Source organism: Streptomyces sp. NPDC052109 (assembly GCF_040680195.1).
GTDB lineage: Bacteria > Actinomycetota > Actinomycetes > Streptomycetales > Streptomycetaceae > Streptomyces.
Genome location: NZ_JBFAWF010000009.1, coordinates 42,627 through 55,518, shown reverse-complemented (window position 1 = coordinate 55,518; position 12,892 = coordinate 42,627). Strand labels below are relative to the sequence as shown.

General features: G+C 70.9%; 16 protein-coding genes and 2 pseudogenes. 7 read left to right on the top strand and 11 right to left on the bottom strand.

The window, feature by feature from the left end; genetic code table 11:
- The first annotated feature begins 110 nt into the window (after positions 1–110).
- Complete coding sequence (sodN, locus tag AB0L59_RS19935; protein ID WP_004983535.1) at positions 111–506, top strand: superoxide dismutase, Ni; 396 nt, start codon at positions 111–113, stop codon at positions 504–506.
- Positions 507–513: 7 nt separating this feature from the next.
- On the opposite strand, the pseudogene AB0L59_RS19930 reads toward sodN, so the two are convergent.
- Positions 514–711: pseudogene (locus AB0L59_RS19930) on the bottom strand (site-specific integrase); the annotation flags it as partial.
- 50 nt (positions 712–761) lie between these two features.
- Between AB0L59_RS19930 and AB0L59_RS19925 the strand changes: the two are divergent.
- Complete coding sequence (locus tag AB0L59_RS19925) at positions 762–2,030, top strand: bifunctional GNAT family N-acetyltransferase/ATP-binding protein (RefSeq protein WP_365585221.1); 1,269 nt, start codon at positions 762–764, stop codon at positions 2,028–2,030.
- A 38-nt stretch (positions 2,031–2,068) separates the two neighbouring features.
- Here AB0L59_RS19925 and AB0L59_RS19920 read toward each other — a convergent pair whose 3' ends face one another.
- From AB0L59_RS19920 to AB0L59_RS19900, 5 genes and pseudogenes are all read right to left on the bottom strand, one after another.
- Positions 2,069–2,557, bottom strand: a complete 489-nt coding sequence (locus AB0L59_RS19920; protein WP_365585219.1) for a DUF5994 family protein — start codon at positions 2,555–2,557, stop codon at positions 2,069–2,071.
- A 284-nt stretch (positions 2,558–2,841) separates the two neighbouring features.
- A complete protein-coding gene (locus tag AB0L59_RS19915) occupies positions 2,842–3,114 on the bottom strand; it encodes a hypothetical protein (RefSeq protein WP_365585666.1) in 273 nt (90 codons plus the stop codon).
- A gap of 251 nt (positions 3,115–3,365) precedes the next feature.
- A complete protein-coding gene (locus AB0L59_RS19910) occupies positions 3,366–3,911 on the bottom strand; it encodes a DUF5994 family protein (protein ID WP_365585216.1) in 546 nt (181 codons plus the stop codon).
- 190 nt (positions 3,912–4,101) lie between these two features.
- Positions 4,102–5,079 (bottom strand): magnesium transporter CorA family protein, encoded by a 978-nt coding sequence (locus AB0L59_RS19905; RefSeq protein ID WP_365585213.1) that lies wholly within the window; start codon positions 5,077–5,079, stop codon positions 4,102–4,104.
- A 341-nt stretch (positions 5,080–5,420) separates the two neighbouring features.
- Positions 5,421–5,741: pseudogene (locus tag AB0L59_RS19900) on the bottom strand (cupin domain-containing protein); the annotation flags it as partial.
- Here AB0L59_RS19900 and AB0L59_RS19895 point away from each other — a divergent pair.
- On the top strand, positions 5,628–6,254 hold the full coding sequence (locus AB0L59_RS19895; RefSeq protein ID WP_365585211.1) for an FMN-binding negative transcriptional regulator: 627 nt from the start codon (positions 5,628–5,630) through the stop codon (positions 6,252–6,254). The pseudogene AB0L59_RS19900 and the gene AB0L59_RS19895 sit on opposite strands and share 114 nt — an antisense overlap.
- Positions 6,255–6,290: 36 nt before the next feature.
- Positions 6,291–6,998 (top strand): phenylalanine--tRNA ligase beta subunit-related protein, encoded by a 708-nt coding sequence (locus tag AB0L59_RS19890; protein WP_365585208.1) that lies wholly within the window; start codon positions 6,291–6,293, stop codon positions 6,996–6,998.
- Positions 6,999–7,064: 66 nt separating this feature from the next.
- Here the strand turns inward: AB0L59_RS19890 and AB0L59_RS19885 are convergent, their stop codons facing one another.
- Both AB0L59_RS19885 and AB0L59_RS19880 read right to left on the bottom strand, forming a co-directional pair.
- Positions 7,065–7,289, bottom strand: a complete 225-nt coding sequence (locus AB0L59_RS19885) for a hypothetical protein (RefSeq protein ID WP_365585206.1) — start codon at positions 7,287–7,289, stop codon at positions 7,065–7,067.
- A gap of 17 nt (positions 7,290–7,306) precedes the next feature.
- Positions 7,307–8,461 carry an inorganic phosphate transporter gene (locus tag AB0L59_RS19880; protein ID WP_365585204.1) on the bottom strand — a complete coding sequence of 385 codons (1,155 nt, stop codon included), beginning with the start codon at positions 8,459–8,461 and terminating at the stop codon, positions 7,307–7,309.
- 139 nt (positions 8,462–8,600) lie between these two features.
- On the opposite strand from AB0L59_RS19880, the gene AB0L59_RS19875 reads away from it, so the two are divergent.
- The 3 genes from AB0L59_RS19875 to AB0L59_RS19865 are packed head-to-tail and all read left to right on the top strand — an operon-like array spanning position 8,601 to position 10,263.
- Positions 8,601–8,999 (top strand): helix-turn-helix transcriptional regulator, encoded by a 399-nt coding sequence (locus AB0L59_RS19875; RefSeq protein ID WP_099055057.1) that lies wholly within the window; start codon positions 8,601–8,603, stop codon positions 8,997–8,999.
- 40 nt (positions 9,000–9,039) lie between these two features.
- Positions 9,040–9,456: a VOC family protein gene (locus AB0L59_RS19870; protein ID WP_365585201.1), complete on the top strand. Its 417-nt coding sequence runs from the start codon at positions 9,040–9,042 to the stop codon at positions 9,454–9,456.
- Between the two features lie 42 nt (positions 9,457–9,498).
- Positions 9,499–10,263 (top strand): VOC family protein, encoded by a 765-nt coding sequence (locus AB0L59_RS19865; protein ID WP_365585199.1) that lies wholly within the window; start codon positions 9,499–9,501, stop codon positions 10,261–10,263.
- 130 nt (positions 10,264–10,393) lie between these two features.
- On the opposite strand, the gene AB0L59_RS19860 is transcribed toward AB0L59_RS19865, so the two are convergent.
- The 3 genes from AB0L59_RS19860 to AB0L59_RS19850 form a co-directional block, all read right to left on the bottom strand.
- The gene (locus tag AB0L59_RS19860; RefSeq protein ID WP_365585196.1) at positions 10,394–10,726 is read right to left on the bottom strand and encodes a DUF952 domain-containing protein; all 333 of its coding nucleotides are present in this window, start codon (positions 10,724–10,726) and stop codon (positions 10,394–10,396) included.
- A 29-nt stretch (positions 10,727–10,755) separates the two neighbouring features.
- Positions 10,756–11,340: a dihydrofolate reductase family protein gene (locus AB0L59_RS19855; RefSeq protein WP_365585194.1), complete on the bottom strand. Its 585-nt coding sequence runs from the start codon at positions 11,338–11,340 to the stop codon at positions 10,756–10,758.
- Between the two features lie 270 nt (positions 11,341–11,610).
- The gene (locus tag AB0L59_RS19850; RefSeq protein WP_365585191.1) at positions 11,611–12,828 is read right to left on the bottom strand and encodes a family 2 encapsulin nanocompartment cargo protein polyprenyl transferase; all 1,218 of its coding nucleotides are present in this window, start codon (positions 12,826–12,828) and stop codon (positions 11,611–11,613) included.
- Positions 12,829–12,892 lie beyond the last annotated feature (64 nt).

Here is a 12,892-nt window from a genome sequence, read left to right as displayed (position 1 = left end):
TCAGTCTGACCCTGGACTTTTGTCCTAAGCCCTAGGGGGCACCCGAGAAATCGCCTTCCCCAGGGAGTAATGTCGCACCTGAGAAGACGATCACGAGGAAGGAATGCTCCATGCTTTCCCGCCTGTTTGCCCCCAAGGTCAAGGTCAGCGCCCACTGCGACCTGCCCTGCGGCGTCTACGACCCGGCCCAGGCCCGCATCGAGGCGGAGTCGGTGAAGGCCGTCCAGGAGAAGATGGCCGGCAATGACGACCCCCACTTCCAGGCACGCGCCACCGTCATCAAGGAGCAGCGCGCCGAGCTCGCCAAGCACCACGTCTCGGTGCTCTGGAGCGACTACTTCAAGCCCCCGCACTTCGAGAAGTACCCGGAGCTGCACCAGCTGGTCAACGACACCCTGAAGGCCCTCTCGGCCGCCAAGGCGTCCACCGACCCGGCGACGGGCCAGAAGGCGCTGGACTACATCGCCCAGATCGACAAGATCTTCTGGGAGACCAAGAAGGCGTGATCTCCTTTTACGCCCTCTGACCTGCGACTTCTTTCGTTGCAGTGTCTCCCTGTCCGCACCCGGTCCGCAGGCCGCCGAGCACGGCGTCCATGACGGTCCGGGTGCGGTTTTCTTCGCCCGGCCACGGATGGGCGTAGATCCGCAGCGTGATGACGGCGGACGCGTGGCCGAGGACCAGCTGGACCTGCTTGACGCTCGCTCCGCCTCCGGGCATCGCGAGATGATGGGAGTACGGCCGAACACGCGGAGTTGATCATGACCGGCTGGCGGGTCAGGGACTACGCCCAGGACGATCTCGAAGCGCTGATCCGAGTCGGCATGGAGAGCAGCACGACCGAGGAGCCGCCGCTCTTCCCGCTCTCGGACGCCGTGACCGCCCTCCAGGCCCGGCACCCGGCTGTGGTGGCCACGGCCGACGAGGTGCTGATCGGCGCCGCGGTGAGCAGGGTCGAGGGCGAACGGGCATGGATCCTGCGCATCTGCATGGCGCCCGGCTGGCGGCAGCGCGGGCTGGGCAGTGCCCTGATCACCGCCCTTGAGCAACGGCTCTTCGCCGCCGGCGTCCGAGCGGTGCACGCCGCCCTGCCCGAGGGCGAGACCGGTGCCACCGCCCTGCGCAACTGCGACTTCGGCGCCCGCCCCGGGCTGGTCTTCTTCGAAAAGCTCGGGCCGGTGACCCCGCAGTCGGCCGGCACGCTCTCCTCGCTCGGCGCGGAGCTGCCGCCAGGGGGACTGTGGCAGAAGGTCGCGGGCATGCAACGGGAGAAGCAGCTCATCGAGCGGCGCCTGGTCCTGCCGCTGGCCCATCCCGAACTGGCCGCCCAGCACGGAGTGGAACTGCCACGGGCGGTGATGCTGTTCGGCCCGCCCGGGACCGGCAAGAGCACGTTCGCGCACGCGATCGCCAGCCGCCTGGGATGGCCCTTCCTCGAACTGTTCCCCGCCCGTCTGGCCGCCGAGTACGGCCTGGCGACCGGGCTGAACCGGCGCTTCGACGAGATCGCCCGGCTCGACCACGTCCTCGTCTTCATCGACGAGGTCGAGGAGATCGCCGGCGAACGCGGCGGCGCGGACGCGACCGCTGTCGGCGTCGTCAACGAACTGCTCAAAGCGATCGTCCGGTTCCGAAGCCAGGACGGACGGCTGCTCGTCTGCGCCACGAACAACGTGACCACGCTTGACTCCGCGTTTCTGCGACACGGCCGCTTCGACTACGTACTGCCGATCGGCCCTCCCGACCACACCGCCAGGACCGCACTGTGGGAGAGCTACCTGGCCCGAGCGGGCGCGCAGGCCGACAGCGCGGTACTCGCGTCCGCCAGCGAGGGGTTCACCCCCGCCGACATCGCCCATGCGGCGCGAACCGTCTCCCAGGCCCAGTTCGAGCGCACCTTCGACACCGGCACCCGGACCACCCCCACCACCGACGACTACCTGGACACGATCCGCGACACCAAGCCCACGGTCAGCGCCGCGATGGCCCAGGAATTCGCCCAGCAGACGGAGGAGTTCGCGCGCATCTAGCGTCCCGGCCGACAGAGAGTCGATCCGCGACGGACGTGTCAGGCCGGCGTAGGTGGCGTGTCGCCGCCCGTTTCGATGAGGATCTGTCTGGCCCCGGTGACGTTGTCGGCCCGTACGGCCCTGGCTATCGCGGCGCGTGCCGCGTCGAGTGTCGTGTCCGGAGGGACCAGCATCAGGGAGAAGTGGTCCCGGTCGCCCCGGGTGATGAGGACGGTGTCGTCACTGACCGAGAAGGAATCGATGTGGACGACTCGGCCGTCGACCATCACCCGGGTCGGCAGTTCGTCCCAGGCGCTGCCGTCCAGACCGACCCGGGTGACAGGTCCGAGGTGCTCGGTCAGCGCGGTGATCAACGAGGGGAGCTCGGCACCGACGTCCCGGGACCGCGGCCACCACGCGCCGTCCAGGATTCCCTCGCGTGCGTGTGTCGTCTCCAGCCTCAGCAGGGCCGTGCCCGGTTTCACCGACCGGTGGACGGCGTCAGGCAAGAGCCTGGGGAGGTGGTCGGGGATGTCTGAGTCGGCCATGGTGTCCGCCCGTCCGCAGAGAGCACGGCGACCGCAGAGCGTGCGACCGCGATACAACCCCGCCGTCTCACCGTACTCCGCACGACGCTCGCGCGAGCGATTCGCTGCAGAACGCCGTCATGGAAACAGGCAACGGCTCCGGCGTATACCCGCCGGAGCCGCCCTTCCGGGTCATTGCACGTGAGCGTGCGCCGACCCGCTTTCCACGTTACGCCAAAGGGATTAATCCGACATGCACCATCCTGGTGAAGGTTCGCTTCGGTCCGAGAAGCCGACGCGGTGGCTCAGCCACGCCCTTCCTCCTCCGTCTCCATCTGCCGGATCCCCCGGTGCGTCAGCGTGACCATCGCAGGCGTGTTGCCCCTCCCCCAGTCCACGACGACCAAGCCTTCACCAGCCAGGTACATACAGGCAGCGGCCATGTCCTGCTCAGGGATGCCGAGGTCGGTGCGGAGCTTCGCCCCATCGACGCCCAGGAGGCGATTGCCTTCGGCGGCTTGGTACAGAGCCTGCATGATCCTCTCGCGGTACGTCTTCCGGTCTCGCAATATCGCCATGACGCGCCTTCCTCTACCGTCCGTGGTCGGGCCGAAGTCGATGTCATCCGCGGTCGCCGTCGCGGCGGGGCGGGTCGGAACGCTCGCCTCCACCGCCGACCGACGGTGCCTCCGGGGCCGACGCCCGATCCCCGGCAGAACATCGCTGTAGTGGAAGGCAGCGATCCGTTCGTCGTGCTGACCATTGAGCTGGTGGATCAGAACGACTCCGACGGCGATCAGAAGGAGCAGCACGGCCACGGCGACGACAGTCATGGTTCTCTCACCTCCGCCGACCGCCGGGCGAAAGGCCCTGTCGAGCCGATGGGCCGGGGCGGGAACGCCGGCCGACATGCTCCGCCGTCGCTCTCCCACGCTTCTTCCCTGCCCCGGGCATCGATCCTGTCTGCTGCTTCCTCCCGGGCCGGGGCATCGACGCCGTCGCCGCCCATCAGCTGCGCGGCGGCATCCGCACCGGTTTCCGGCGGGATCACCAGCACGTCCCGGCGGCCGTCAGCGGAGAAAAGGGTGAGTCTGTGCGGATCCTGTGCCTCGGTGGACCAGCTCACCTGCACGGTGCGCCCGGCGTCGGACACCCAATGCGGCAGGACGGGCCAGTAGGCCGGGTGCACGGCGACACCCGTGATACGACCCCAGAGATCGCCCAATGCGGCCGTCAAGGACGGCAGCTCACGGGTGAAGGCACGGGAGCGAGGCCACCAGATGCCGTCCAGCCCGCCCGGCGCGGGTCTCAGGGACAGCCGGGCCGGCTGCGGCGTGCGTCTGCTCGATGTCGTACGGTCAATGGTCACGGGCATGGCGCGGACCTGTCCCCGGGCTCGTGAGTGCGGCCCGGCGCTGTCGATCACCGGAAACCGCACCCGCAGCGGAGCCGGTGCGCGAAGAACTCCCGGTGTCTTCACACTACTCCGCTCACCGGCCCGAAAAGCCGGGGATGACCAGGTAGTTTCCTGTCTTCGGGACCTGGTCGCCGGTGCCCGGTGCCGGTCAGAGCCAGTCCTTGCGCTTGAACGTCAGATACAGCAGTGCGGACAGGAGCGCGATGACGGCGGCGGAGGTGATGAATCCGGACTGGCGGCCGAAACCGGGATAGGGGAGGTTCTGGCCGTAGTAGCCGGTGATCGCGGTGGGGACGGCGATGATCGCGGCCCAGCTCGTCACCTTCTTCATGATCAGGTTCATGCGATTGGCCTGGACCGAGAGGTTCGTCTCCATGACCGAGGCCACCAGGTCCCGCAACGATTCCGTCCATTCGGTGGCGCGCAGCACGTGGTCGTAGACGTCCTGGTAGTACGGGACGAGAGGGTCGGTGATCAGGTGCAGGCCGGGGCGCATGAGCCCGTTGACCACCTCACGCATCGGGAGCACGACGCGGCGCAACTGGACGAGCGTTTTGCGCAGTGCGAAGACCCGGCGCTGCACGGCTTCGATCTCACGGCGCCCGGCCGCGAAGAGCAGACCCTCCAGCTCCTCGATGCTGTCGTCCAGTTGCTGGACCGCGGCGAAGTGTCCGTCCACGAGATGGTCGAGCAGACCGTGCAGCAGGAATCCGACGCCGTGGCCGGCCAGGTCCGGGCTCTCGTCCCAGCGGGCGACGACGCCCTCGATGTCGAGACCGTCGTCCTTGCGGACGGTGATCATGGCCTGGCTGGTGAGCAGTACGGCGATCTCGCTGTACGTCAGTTCCGCACCGTCCGGGCTGACGGTCACGGCGTAGGCGCTGAGGAACTCGTGGGTGCGATAGCGGTCGAGTTTCGGCCGCTGCCCACGCTGAGCGGCATCCTCCAGAGCGAGTTCGTGGATGGCGAACTCCTGGCCGAGCATGGCGAATTCGGCGAGTCCGGGCCGGTACAGGTCCAACCACAGGACCGACGCCGGATCGGCGAGGTGCGCAGGGACGTCACTCACGGGAAAGTCCTCCAGGACGAGAGTGCCGTCGTGATAAAGCCGGGTGCGCGTCACCATGGCCCGAGGCTAGTCTCTCGCACCCCGATCATCCCGGTTCATCCCGATTGCCAGCGCGGCAGGCTCTGGAGATCACCGGCGGTCGGCACACCCGCCAACGTGCCGGCACCGACCCGCCGAGGTCCGGCGTCAGCCGCCTACACCCCGGGCGGGACAGCGGTCCGCACACAGTCCGCAGGGCACCTGATCGCGACCGTCGCAACCCATCGCCGGCAACCATCAAAAGGCCAGTGCACCCCAAGGGTGCGGGCAGCTCAGCGCCGTCGCGCACCTCGGCTGTCCGAGAAGGGGCCCCGTCCCTCGCGCGACCGCCTCGACGCAGCCGTGGCGTGCCGCGCGGATCAGGCCGTGGCGGCGGGCCCGGGGGGCAGGTGGACCGTCATGATCAGGTGGCAGGTCTCCGTGCCCGCGCCGCGGTAGGTGTGCGGGGTGTCGCCGTCGAACGTGGCGGTCTGGCCGGCTTCCACGCTGTGTACGGTGCCGTCGACCACCAGGGTCATCCGGCCGGAGGTGACGCTGACGGTCTCCACCACGCCGGCCTGGTGGGGGTGGCTGGCGTACTCCTCGTCCGGCTCCAGTCGCCAGCGCCAGACCTCGACCGGGGACGGGCCCGAGGTCGTCAGCATCAGGCGGGCCTCGCTGCCGCGTTCGCCGGTCCACAGGCGTACGACGGCAACCATCTCCTGGTCCACCTCGCCCGGCCCAACCCGGTCTGGAACGCGATCGAGCACGACCCCCACGTCACCTTCACCGTCATCGGCGACCACGCCTTCGTCCCCGGCCCCTGGCGCGCCGGGCCCGGCACCCCGCCCACCGACGGCGTGCCCACCAGCTACTACGCGGCCGTCCAGTTCACCTGCCGCGCGGTCATCGTCGACGACCCCGAGGCCAAGGCCGAGCTGCTGCGCCGGCAGCTCGCCCATTTCCAGCCCGACGGCGACCACGGTCCGGTCGCCGTGGACCGGCCTCCGTACGGCCGGATGCTCTCCGGCATCCGCGGTCTGCGCCTGGAAGTGACCGACGTACGGGCCAAGTTCAAGTACGACGACCACAAACCGGTCGAGCACCGCACCGCCGTCGCCGGCCGTCTCACCGAGCGCGGCCAAGGCCTGGACGTGCCCACCGCGCGCCGGCAGCTGCGCCGCCTGGACCGCATCGGCCCCTGGAAGCCCTGACCCGCCCGCTCCGCCGCAGGAAACGGAACCCCGCCCATGCCCGCCTTCCGCATCGACCCCGCCGTCGCGGCCGCCTTCCCCGGCACCCTGATCGCCCTGGTCACCGCCACGGGGGTGCGCGGTCACGAGCCCTGGCCGCACACGTCCGCCACCCTGGCGGAACTGGAGCAGCAGCTCGCCGACGGCAGTTGGCGGCCCGCCGACGAGACCGACCCCCGTATCGAGGCGTGGCACACCGCGTACCGCTCCTTCGGCACCAACCCGCGCCGCGTCCGCCCGAGTGTCGACGCGCTCGGCCGCCGCCTCGCCAAGAGGGGATCGCTGCCGCGCATCAACCCGGCCGTCGACTCCTACAACGCCCTCTCCGTCCGGCACGGTCTGCCCGCCGGCGCCTTCGACCTCGACCAGGTCGTCGGCGACGTGGACATCCGCCACGCGCACGGCACCGAGTCCTTCACCCCCCTCGGCGAGCCCGGCACCGTCGAGAGCCCCCGGCCGGGCGAGATCATCTACGCCGACGGCACGGGCGTCCTGACCCGCCACTGGAACCACCGCGACGCCCACCGCACCCGCGTCACCGAGGACTCCGTCCACGTCGCCTTCGTCCTCGAAACCCTCCACGCCGCCCGGGACGGTGACGTCCTCAAGGTCGCGGCCGACGAACTGCGGGGCCTGCTCGCCCCACACGCCGAACAGACCGCCGTGCATTACCTCGGCCCGGCACGGCCCCAGGCCACCGCCTGAGCTCCGGAGAGGGCCCGGCCGGTTTCCCGGCCGGGCCCCTGCCCGTACGTCCGTCCGTACCGGACGTCAGTGGAACTGCGGCACGATCAGATAGATCCCGTACGCCACCACCGCCGCGCAGGCGAGGAAGCACAGGCCGGCCAGGGCACGGCCCGTGCCGGCGGCTCCGGAGCGGCCGTCCTCGGCCTGGGACAGGCCGAGGACGCCGAAGGTGAAGACGACGACCACGGCGACGGTGACGCCGAGGCTGACCCCGGCGACCTTGCCGAGGGCGGACCAGTCGACATGCATGGGGGGCTCCCGGAGGGTCAGGCGGCCGAGCCGACGTGCGTCGGGGACGGGGTACGGAGGGTGACCTCGTGGTGGTCGTTGACGTTGTCGGCGCGCACCGGGTTGCGGCGGGACGCGGCGACGATCGTGGCGGCGAGGGCAAGGGCGACCAGGGCGATGACCGCCGTACCGAGGTTGCCGCCGTGCTTGACCACGCTCGCCGAGAGGCCGCCGACCAGCGCGGCCGCGGGCAGGGTGATCAGCCAGGCCAGCACCATGCGGCCGGCCACGCCCCAGCGGACCTCCGCGAGGCGGCGCCCGATGCCGGCGCCGAGGATGCTGCCCGAGGCGACCTGCGTGGTGGACAGCGCGAAGCCGAGGTGGGCGGAGGTGAGGATCACGGTCGTGGAGGCCGTCTCGGCCGCGAAGCCCTGCGGCGACTGGATCTCCGCCAGCCCCTTGCCCATCGTGCGGATGATCCGCCAGCCGCCCAGGTAGGTGCCGAGACCGATGGCGAGGCCGGCCGAGCCGATCACCCACACCGGCGGGCCCGCGTCGTGGCCGAGCGCACCGGCCGAGATCAGGGTCAGCGTGATGACGCCCATGGTCTTCTGGGCGTCGTTGGTGCCGTGCGCGAGGGACACCAGGGACGCGGAGGCGATCTGACCGAGGCGGAAGCCCTTGGTCACCGAGTCCTGGCGGGCGCGCGCGGTGAGCTTGTAGGCGAGGTAGGTGGCGATCAGGGCGGCCAGGCCGGCCACCACCGGAGAGGCCACGGCCGGGATCAGCACCTTCTCGACAACCTTGTCGAAGTGCACGGCGTGGGAGCCCGCGCCGACCCAGACCGCACCGATCAGACCACCGAAGAGGGCGTGGGAGGAACTGGAGGGCAGTCCGGCGAGCCAGGTCACCAGGTTCCACAGGATCGCCCCGACCAGCCCCGCGAAGATCATCGCCGGACTGACCAGTGTGTCGTCCACGATTCCACCGGAGATCGTCTTGGCCACCTCGGTGGACAGAAAGGCCCCGACGATGTTGAGGACTCCGCTGATCAGAACCGCGACGCGCGGCTTGAGCGCGCCGGTGGCGATGGAGGTCGCCATCGCGTTCGCGGTGTCGTGGAACCCGTTCGTGAAGTCGAACGCGAGTGCCGTGACGATGACGACCGCCACGAGGAACGTGATGTGGTCCATTCCCCAAGGCAAGCAAGGGCAGACCAATGAGCGGAGAACTGAGGGCGAACGGCGTGTCGAAGATGGGGGACTCTGTTGTGCGGTCCTGTGCGGAATCGTTTCCCCCCGCGTGGTCGGTGCCCTGTGCCAAGCTGTTGGCGTGACCCTGGAGGACCTCAGACGGCTGCGGCGCGTGCGCGACCGCATGGACCGTGAGTACGCCGAGCCACTCGACATGACCGAGCTCGCCCGCGGCGCGCACATGTCGCCCGGGCACTTCCAGCGCAGCTTCCGCAAGGCCTTCGGCGAGACGCCGTACAGCTATCTGATGACCCGCAGGATCGAGCGGGCCAAGGCGCTGCTGCGCCGCGGCGACCTCACGGTGACCGAGGTGTGCCTCGCCGTGGGCTGTACGTCGCTCGGCTCCTTCAGTTCCCGCTTCACCGAGCTGGTCGGGGAGACGCCGAGCGCCTACCGGGCCCGTGATCACGAGGAGAGCGCGGTCATCCCGTCCTGCGTGGCCCGTACGTTCACCCGCCCACGCCGCCGGCCCTACTGAGTCGCGCGCGTTCGGGTCCGGATGGTTCTAGCGTGAGTCCATGGACGTGAAACTCAAGCAGTGCTTCATCGCGGTGGACGACCACGACAAGGCCCTCGCCTTCTACCGTGACGTGCTCGGCCTGGAGGTCCGCAACGACGTGGGCTTCGAGGGCATGCGCTGGGTGACGCTGGGCTCGCCGCTCCAGCCGGACGTCGAGATCGTGCTGGAGCCGCCCGGCGCGAACCCGGACGCCTCGCCCGCCGACCGGCAGGCGATGGCCGAACTGCTCGCCAAGGGCATGCTCCGGGGTGTCATCTTCACGACCGAGGACTGCGACGCGCTGTTCGAGCGGGTCCGGGAGTCCGGCGCCGATGTGCTCCAGGAGCCGACGGACCAGCCGTACGGGGTGCGCGACTGCGCCTTCCGGGACCCCGCGGGCAACCAGCTGCGTTTCCTCCAGCGGCCCGCGGAGTGAATTCCCGGCCTCCGGCCGGTGGTTCGCGCCTACACTCCGGCCATGATCATTCGCTGGACCTACGCCTTCGTCGACCGGCCCGCGGGCCGGCTGTCCGGGGCCTGCGCCTTCTGGACGGCCGTCACCGGCACCCACGCGTCCCCACCACGCGGTGAGCGGGGGGAGTTCCTGACCCTGCTGCCCGACGAGGGCGTGGGGGTGGACGCGTGCGTGAAGCTCCAGGGGGTCACCGAGGGGGCCGGCGGTGCCCACCTCGACCTCTGCGCCGCGGACGTGCGGGAGTTGGTCGCGGCGGCCCGTGAACTGGGCGCGGAGCCGGTGGCGGACCATGGAGACTGGGCCGTACTGCGGTCCCCGGCAGGGCAGTTGTTCTGTGCCGTGCCCTGGCACGGGGAGACGGTACGGCCGCCGGTGGTGGCGGGCAGCCGGCTGGACCAGGTGTGCCTCGACATCCCGCCGTCCGCGTACGCCGCCGAGTCGGACTTCTGGGCCGGCCTCACCGGCTGGGAACGGCTGACCGGGTCCCGTCCGGAGTTCGAGGTGCTGCGGCCGCCGACGGGCCTGCCCGTGCGGATCCTGCTCCAGCGGCTCGACGACGAGCGCCCCGCGACAGCCCATCTCGACCTCGCCTGCGGGGACATCGCCGCCGTCCGCGCCCGGCACGAGGAGCACGGGGCCGTCGCCGTGGGCGGGGGCGCGCACTGGACGGTGATGCGGGACCCCGCGGGTGGCACCTACTGCCTGACCGGCCGGGACCCGGAGACGGGCGGCCTGCCGGGCGGCGGTCGGCGAGCCGTCGTCGCGTAGAGGCACACGGCCGCGGTGCCCGCGGGCGGCGGACTCGGCGGACAGGGGTCCTCGCTCCCTTCCTCCCGGACCCACGCGCGGGGGGCCTGCCGGTGCAGGAGCGTGGGCGTGGGCCCCCTCGCGGGTCACCTCACCCCCAGGGCTCCACGCCCACCACGGCGTCGGCCGGCAGCGGCCCGTAGACGTGCGGGAACTCCTCCCCGCCCGGCTCCGCGGCCTCGTACTTCACCGGCGCACCGACCAGGGCCGGGTCCACGACCAGCACCACCAGCTCGTCCGGGCCGTCGTAGTCGCCGTACAGGAACGCGGCGACGCGCGGGAACTGCTCGCGGGTGGAGAAGTGGATGAAGCCCTCCTCCTGAAGGGTGCGGCCACGGGTCGACACCTCATAGGTGCCGCGCTCGCGCGCCTCCTCCCACAGGGAGCGTTCGGTGATGTGCAGGATGCGGGGCAGTTTCGGCATGCGCTCACGGTACGGCGTCGGCGGGTCGCTCACCGCTTCCTGGTACAGGTCCGCACGACCACGCCGTTGCCGAAGACGCGCACCTCGTCGAGGGCGAACTCCTTTGTGCCGAGTCCGGCGGCGAACATCGGCATGCCGGTGCCGTAGACGATCGGGTAACTCTTGATGACGAGTTCGTCGATCTCGTCCAGCAGCTCTCCGGCGACCCGGGAGCCGCCGCACAGATAGATGTCCAGGCCGCCCTCCTCCGCCTTCAGTGCGCGCACCCGGCCGACCAGGTCGTCGGCGATGATCTCGACGTGCGGGTCGGGGGACGTGGTGAGGCTGCGGGAGGCGACGTACTCGCGCAGGTGGGCGTAGGGGCTGGTGATGCCCTCCCTCAGTGCCAGCTCGTAGCTGGCCCGTCCCTGGACGACGGTGTCGAACCGCTTGTTCTCCAGGCCGTCGAGGCCGAGGGCCCTGCGGCCGTGGGTGGCCAGGGTCTCCGGGAACTGCGTGGCGAGGAAGTCGAGGTACTCCTCGTCCATGAAGCGGAACATGGCCGAGGCGTCGCCGTGCTCGTCCCCGATGAAGCCGTCGAGCGAGCAGGCGACGAAGTACGTGAGCTTGCGCAAGCTGATCCCTTCTCTGCCGGACTCGGCACGGCAGGATGACCACTTCGTCCGTAGTGCTTTAGTTGTAGTACTCCAGGCATAGTGGTCGCAAGCCGATTCCCGGGCCGGCGGCCAAGTGGGAGAAACGATTCCGCTCATGCGTGAGCGGCGGGTCCCGCACAAGGGGGGTGTGCGGGACCCGCCTGACCGGAGCCCGGGTGACCGCGCGGGGTCAGGAGCCGCGCGGGCCCGGGACTCCGGGTCCTTCCGCGCCTCCGGCGCGGGCAGCGCTCAGCCGCTGCGCCGGGTCACGAACTCGGCGAGCGCCAGCAGGCCCCCCGCCGCCTCGGCATCGGGGACCGCGCGGGACAGCTCCTGCACGGCACGGGCCATCCGGTCGGCCGCCTCGGCCTGCGCCCAGTCCCGGCCGCCGGCCCGCTCCACGGCCAGTGCCGTACGGGCGATGCCCTCGGCGTCACCGGAGACGTACGGCTTGCCGTACAGCTCGGCGAGTTCGGCGGCCGCCTCGGTGCCGGAGGACAGGGCCGCCACCACGGGCAGCGACTTCTTGCGGGCCGCGAGATCGGCGCCTGCCGGCTTCCCGGTGCGCCGCGGGTCGCCCCATATGCCGATGACGTCGTCGATCAGCTGGAAGGCGAGCCCGGCCTGACGGCCGAAGCCGTCCAGCGCCGCCACCTCCTCGGGGCCGGCGTCCGCGTACAGCGCACCGAGGGCGCAGGCGCAGCCCAGCAGCGCGCCGGTCTTCGCCTCGGCCATGGCGAGCACCTCGTCGAGGGTGACCTCGTCCGGGGCGCGGCTCTCCATGGCCGTGTCGGTGTGCTGGCCGGCGCACAGCTCCACGACACAGTCCGCGAGCCGGGCCGCGGCCGGACCGGCGGCCGGGTGCGGGTCCTCGGCGAGCAGCCGCAGGGCCAGCGCCTGGAGGGCGTCACCGGCGAGGATCGCGTCGGCGTCGCCGAACACGGTCCAGGCCGTGGGCCGGTGCCGGCGGGAGGTGTCCCGGTCCATCACGTCGTCGTGCAACAGCGTGAAGTTGTGGACCAGTTCGACCGCCACCGCCGCCCGGACCGCCGCCGTGCGCGCCGTGGGACCGCCGAGGGCGGCGGCCGCCGCCAGGACGAGCGCGGGCCGTATCGCCTTGCCGGCGTTGCCCGCCGCCGGGCTGCCGTCCGCGTGCTGCCAGCCGAAGTGGTAGAGCGCGATCCGGCGCATGGAACCCGGCAGCGACTCCAGGGCCGTGCGCAGTTCCGGGTCGACCACGGCCCGGGTGCGCTCCAGCAGTGTGGCCGCCTCGTGTGTTTCGAGGCGCCCGTCGAGATGTCGTTCGTGTTGTTCCTCGAGCCGTTCCTCCTGTTCCTCGTGTTCCTCGAGTCGTTCCTCGAGCGGACCGGCGCCGGCGTCGCCGGGCCTCCCCCGCCGTTGCCCCGCCGGGCCGGGGCGCGGCACGGCGGGGCAACGCTGTTCGGTCTCCGTCATGAACTCGGCCATGTCTCCCCCTCGCCAGGTCCGCGGACACCGGCGTCGCCGGCCCGGCCGGACGCATATTCCGAGG

Excerpts from the sequence above, each read along its gene's own strand:
- sodN (WP_004983535.1), top strand. The coding sequence starts at position 111 with ATGCTTTCCCGCCTGTTTGCCCCCAAGGTCAAGGTCAGCGCCCACTGC.
- AB0L59_RS19925 (WP_365585221.1), top strand. The coding sequence starts at position 762 with ATGACCGGCTGGCGGGTCAGGGACTACGCCCAGGACGATCTCGAAGCG.
- AB0L59_RS19920 (WP_365585219.1), bottom strand. The coding sequence starts at position 2,557 with ATGGCCGACTCAGACATCCCCGACCACCTCCCCAGGCTCTTGCCTGAC.
- AB0L59_RS19915 (WP_365585666.1), bottom strand. The coding sequence starts at position 3,114 with ATGGCGATATTGCGAGACCGGAAGACGTACCGCGAGAGGATCATGCAG.
- AB0L59_RS19910 (WP_365585216.1), bottom strand. The coding sequence starts at position 3,911 with ATGCCCGTGACCATTGACCGTACGACATCGAGCAGACGCACGCCGCAG.
- AB0L59_RS19905 (WP_365585213.1), bottom strand. The coding sequence starts at position 5,079 with ATGGTGACGCGCACCCGGCTTTATCACGACGGCACTCTCGTCCTGGAG.
- AB0L59_RS19890 (WP_365585208.1), top strand. The coding sequence starts at position 6,291 with ATGCCCGCCTTCCGCATCGACCCCGCCGTCGCGGCCGCCTTCCCCGGC.
- AB0L59_RS19885 (WP_365585206.1), bottom strand. The coding sequence starts at position 7,289 with ATGCATGTCGACTGGTCCGCCCTCGGCAAGGTCGCCGGGGTCAGCCTC.
- AB0L59_RS19880 (WP_365585204.1), bottom strand. The coding sequence starts at position 8,461 with ATGGACCACATCACGTTCCTCGTGGCGGTCGTCATCGTCACGGCACTC.
- AB0L59_RS19870 (WP_365585201.1), top strand. The coding sequence starts at position 9,040 with ATGGACGTGAAACTCAAGCAGTGCTTCATCGCGGTGGACGACCACGAC.
- AB0L59_RS19865 (WP_365585199.1), top strand. The coding sequence starts at position 9,499 with ATGATCATTCGCTGGACCTACGCCTTCGTCGACCGGCCCGCGGGCCGG.
- AB0L59_RS19860 (WP_365585196.1), bottom strand. The coding sequence starts at position 10,726 with ATGCCGAAACTGCCCCGCATCCTGCACATCACCGAACGCTCCCTGTGG.
- AB0L59_RS19850 (WP_365585191.1), bottom strand. The coding sequence starts at position 12,828 with ATGGCCGAGTTCATGACGGAGACCGAACAGCGTTGCCCCGCCGTGCCG.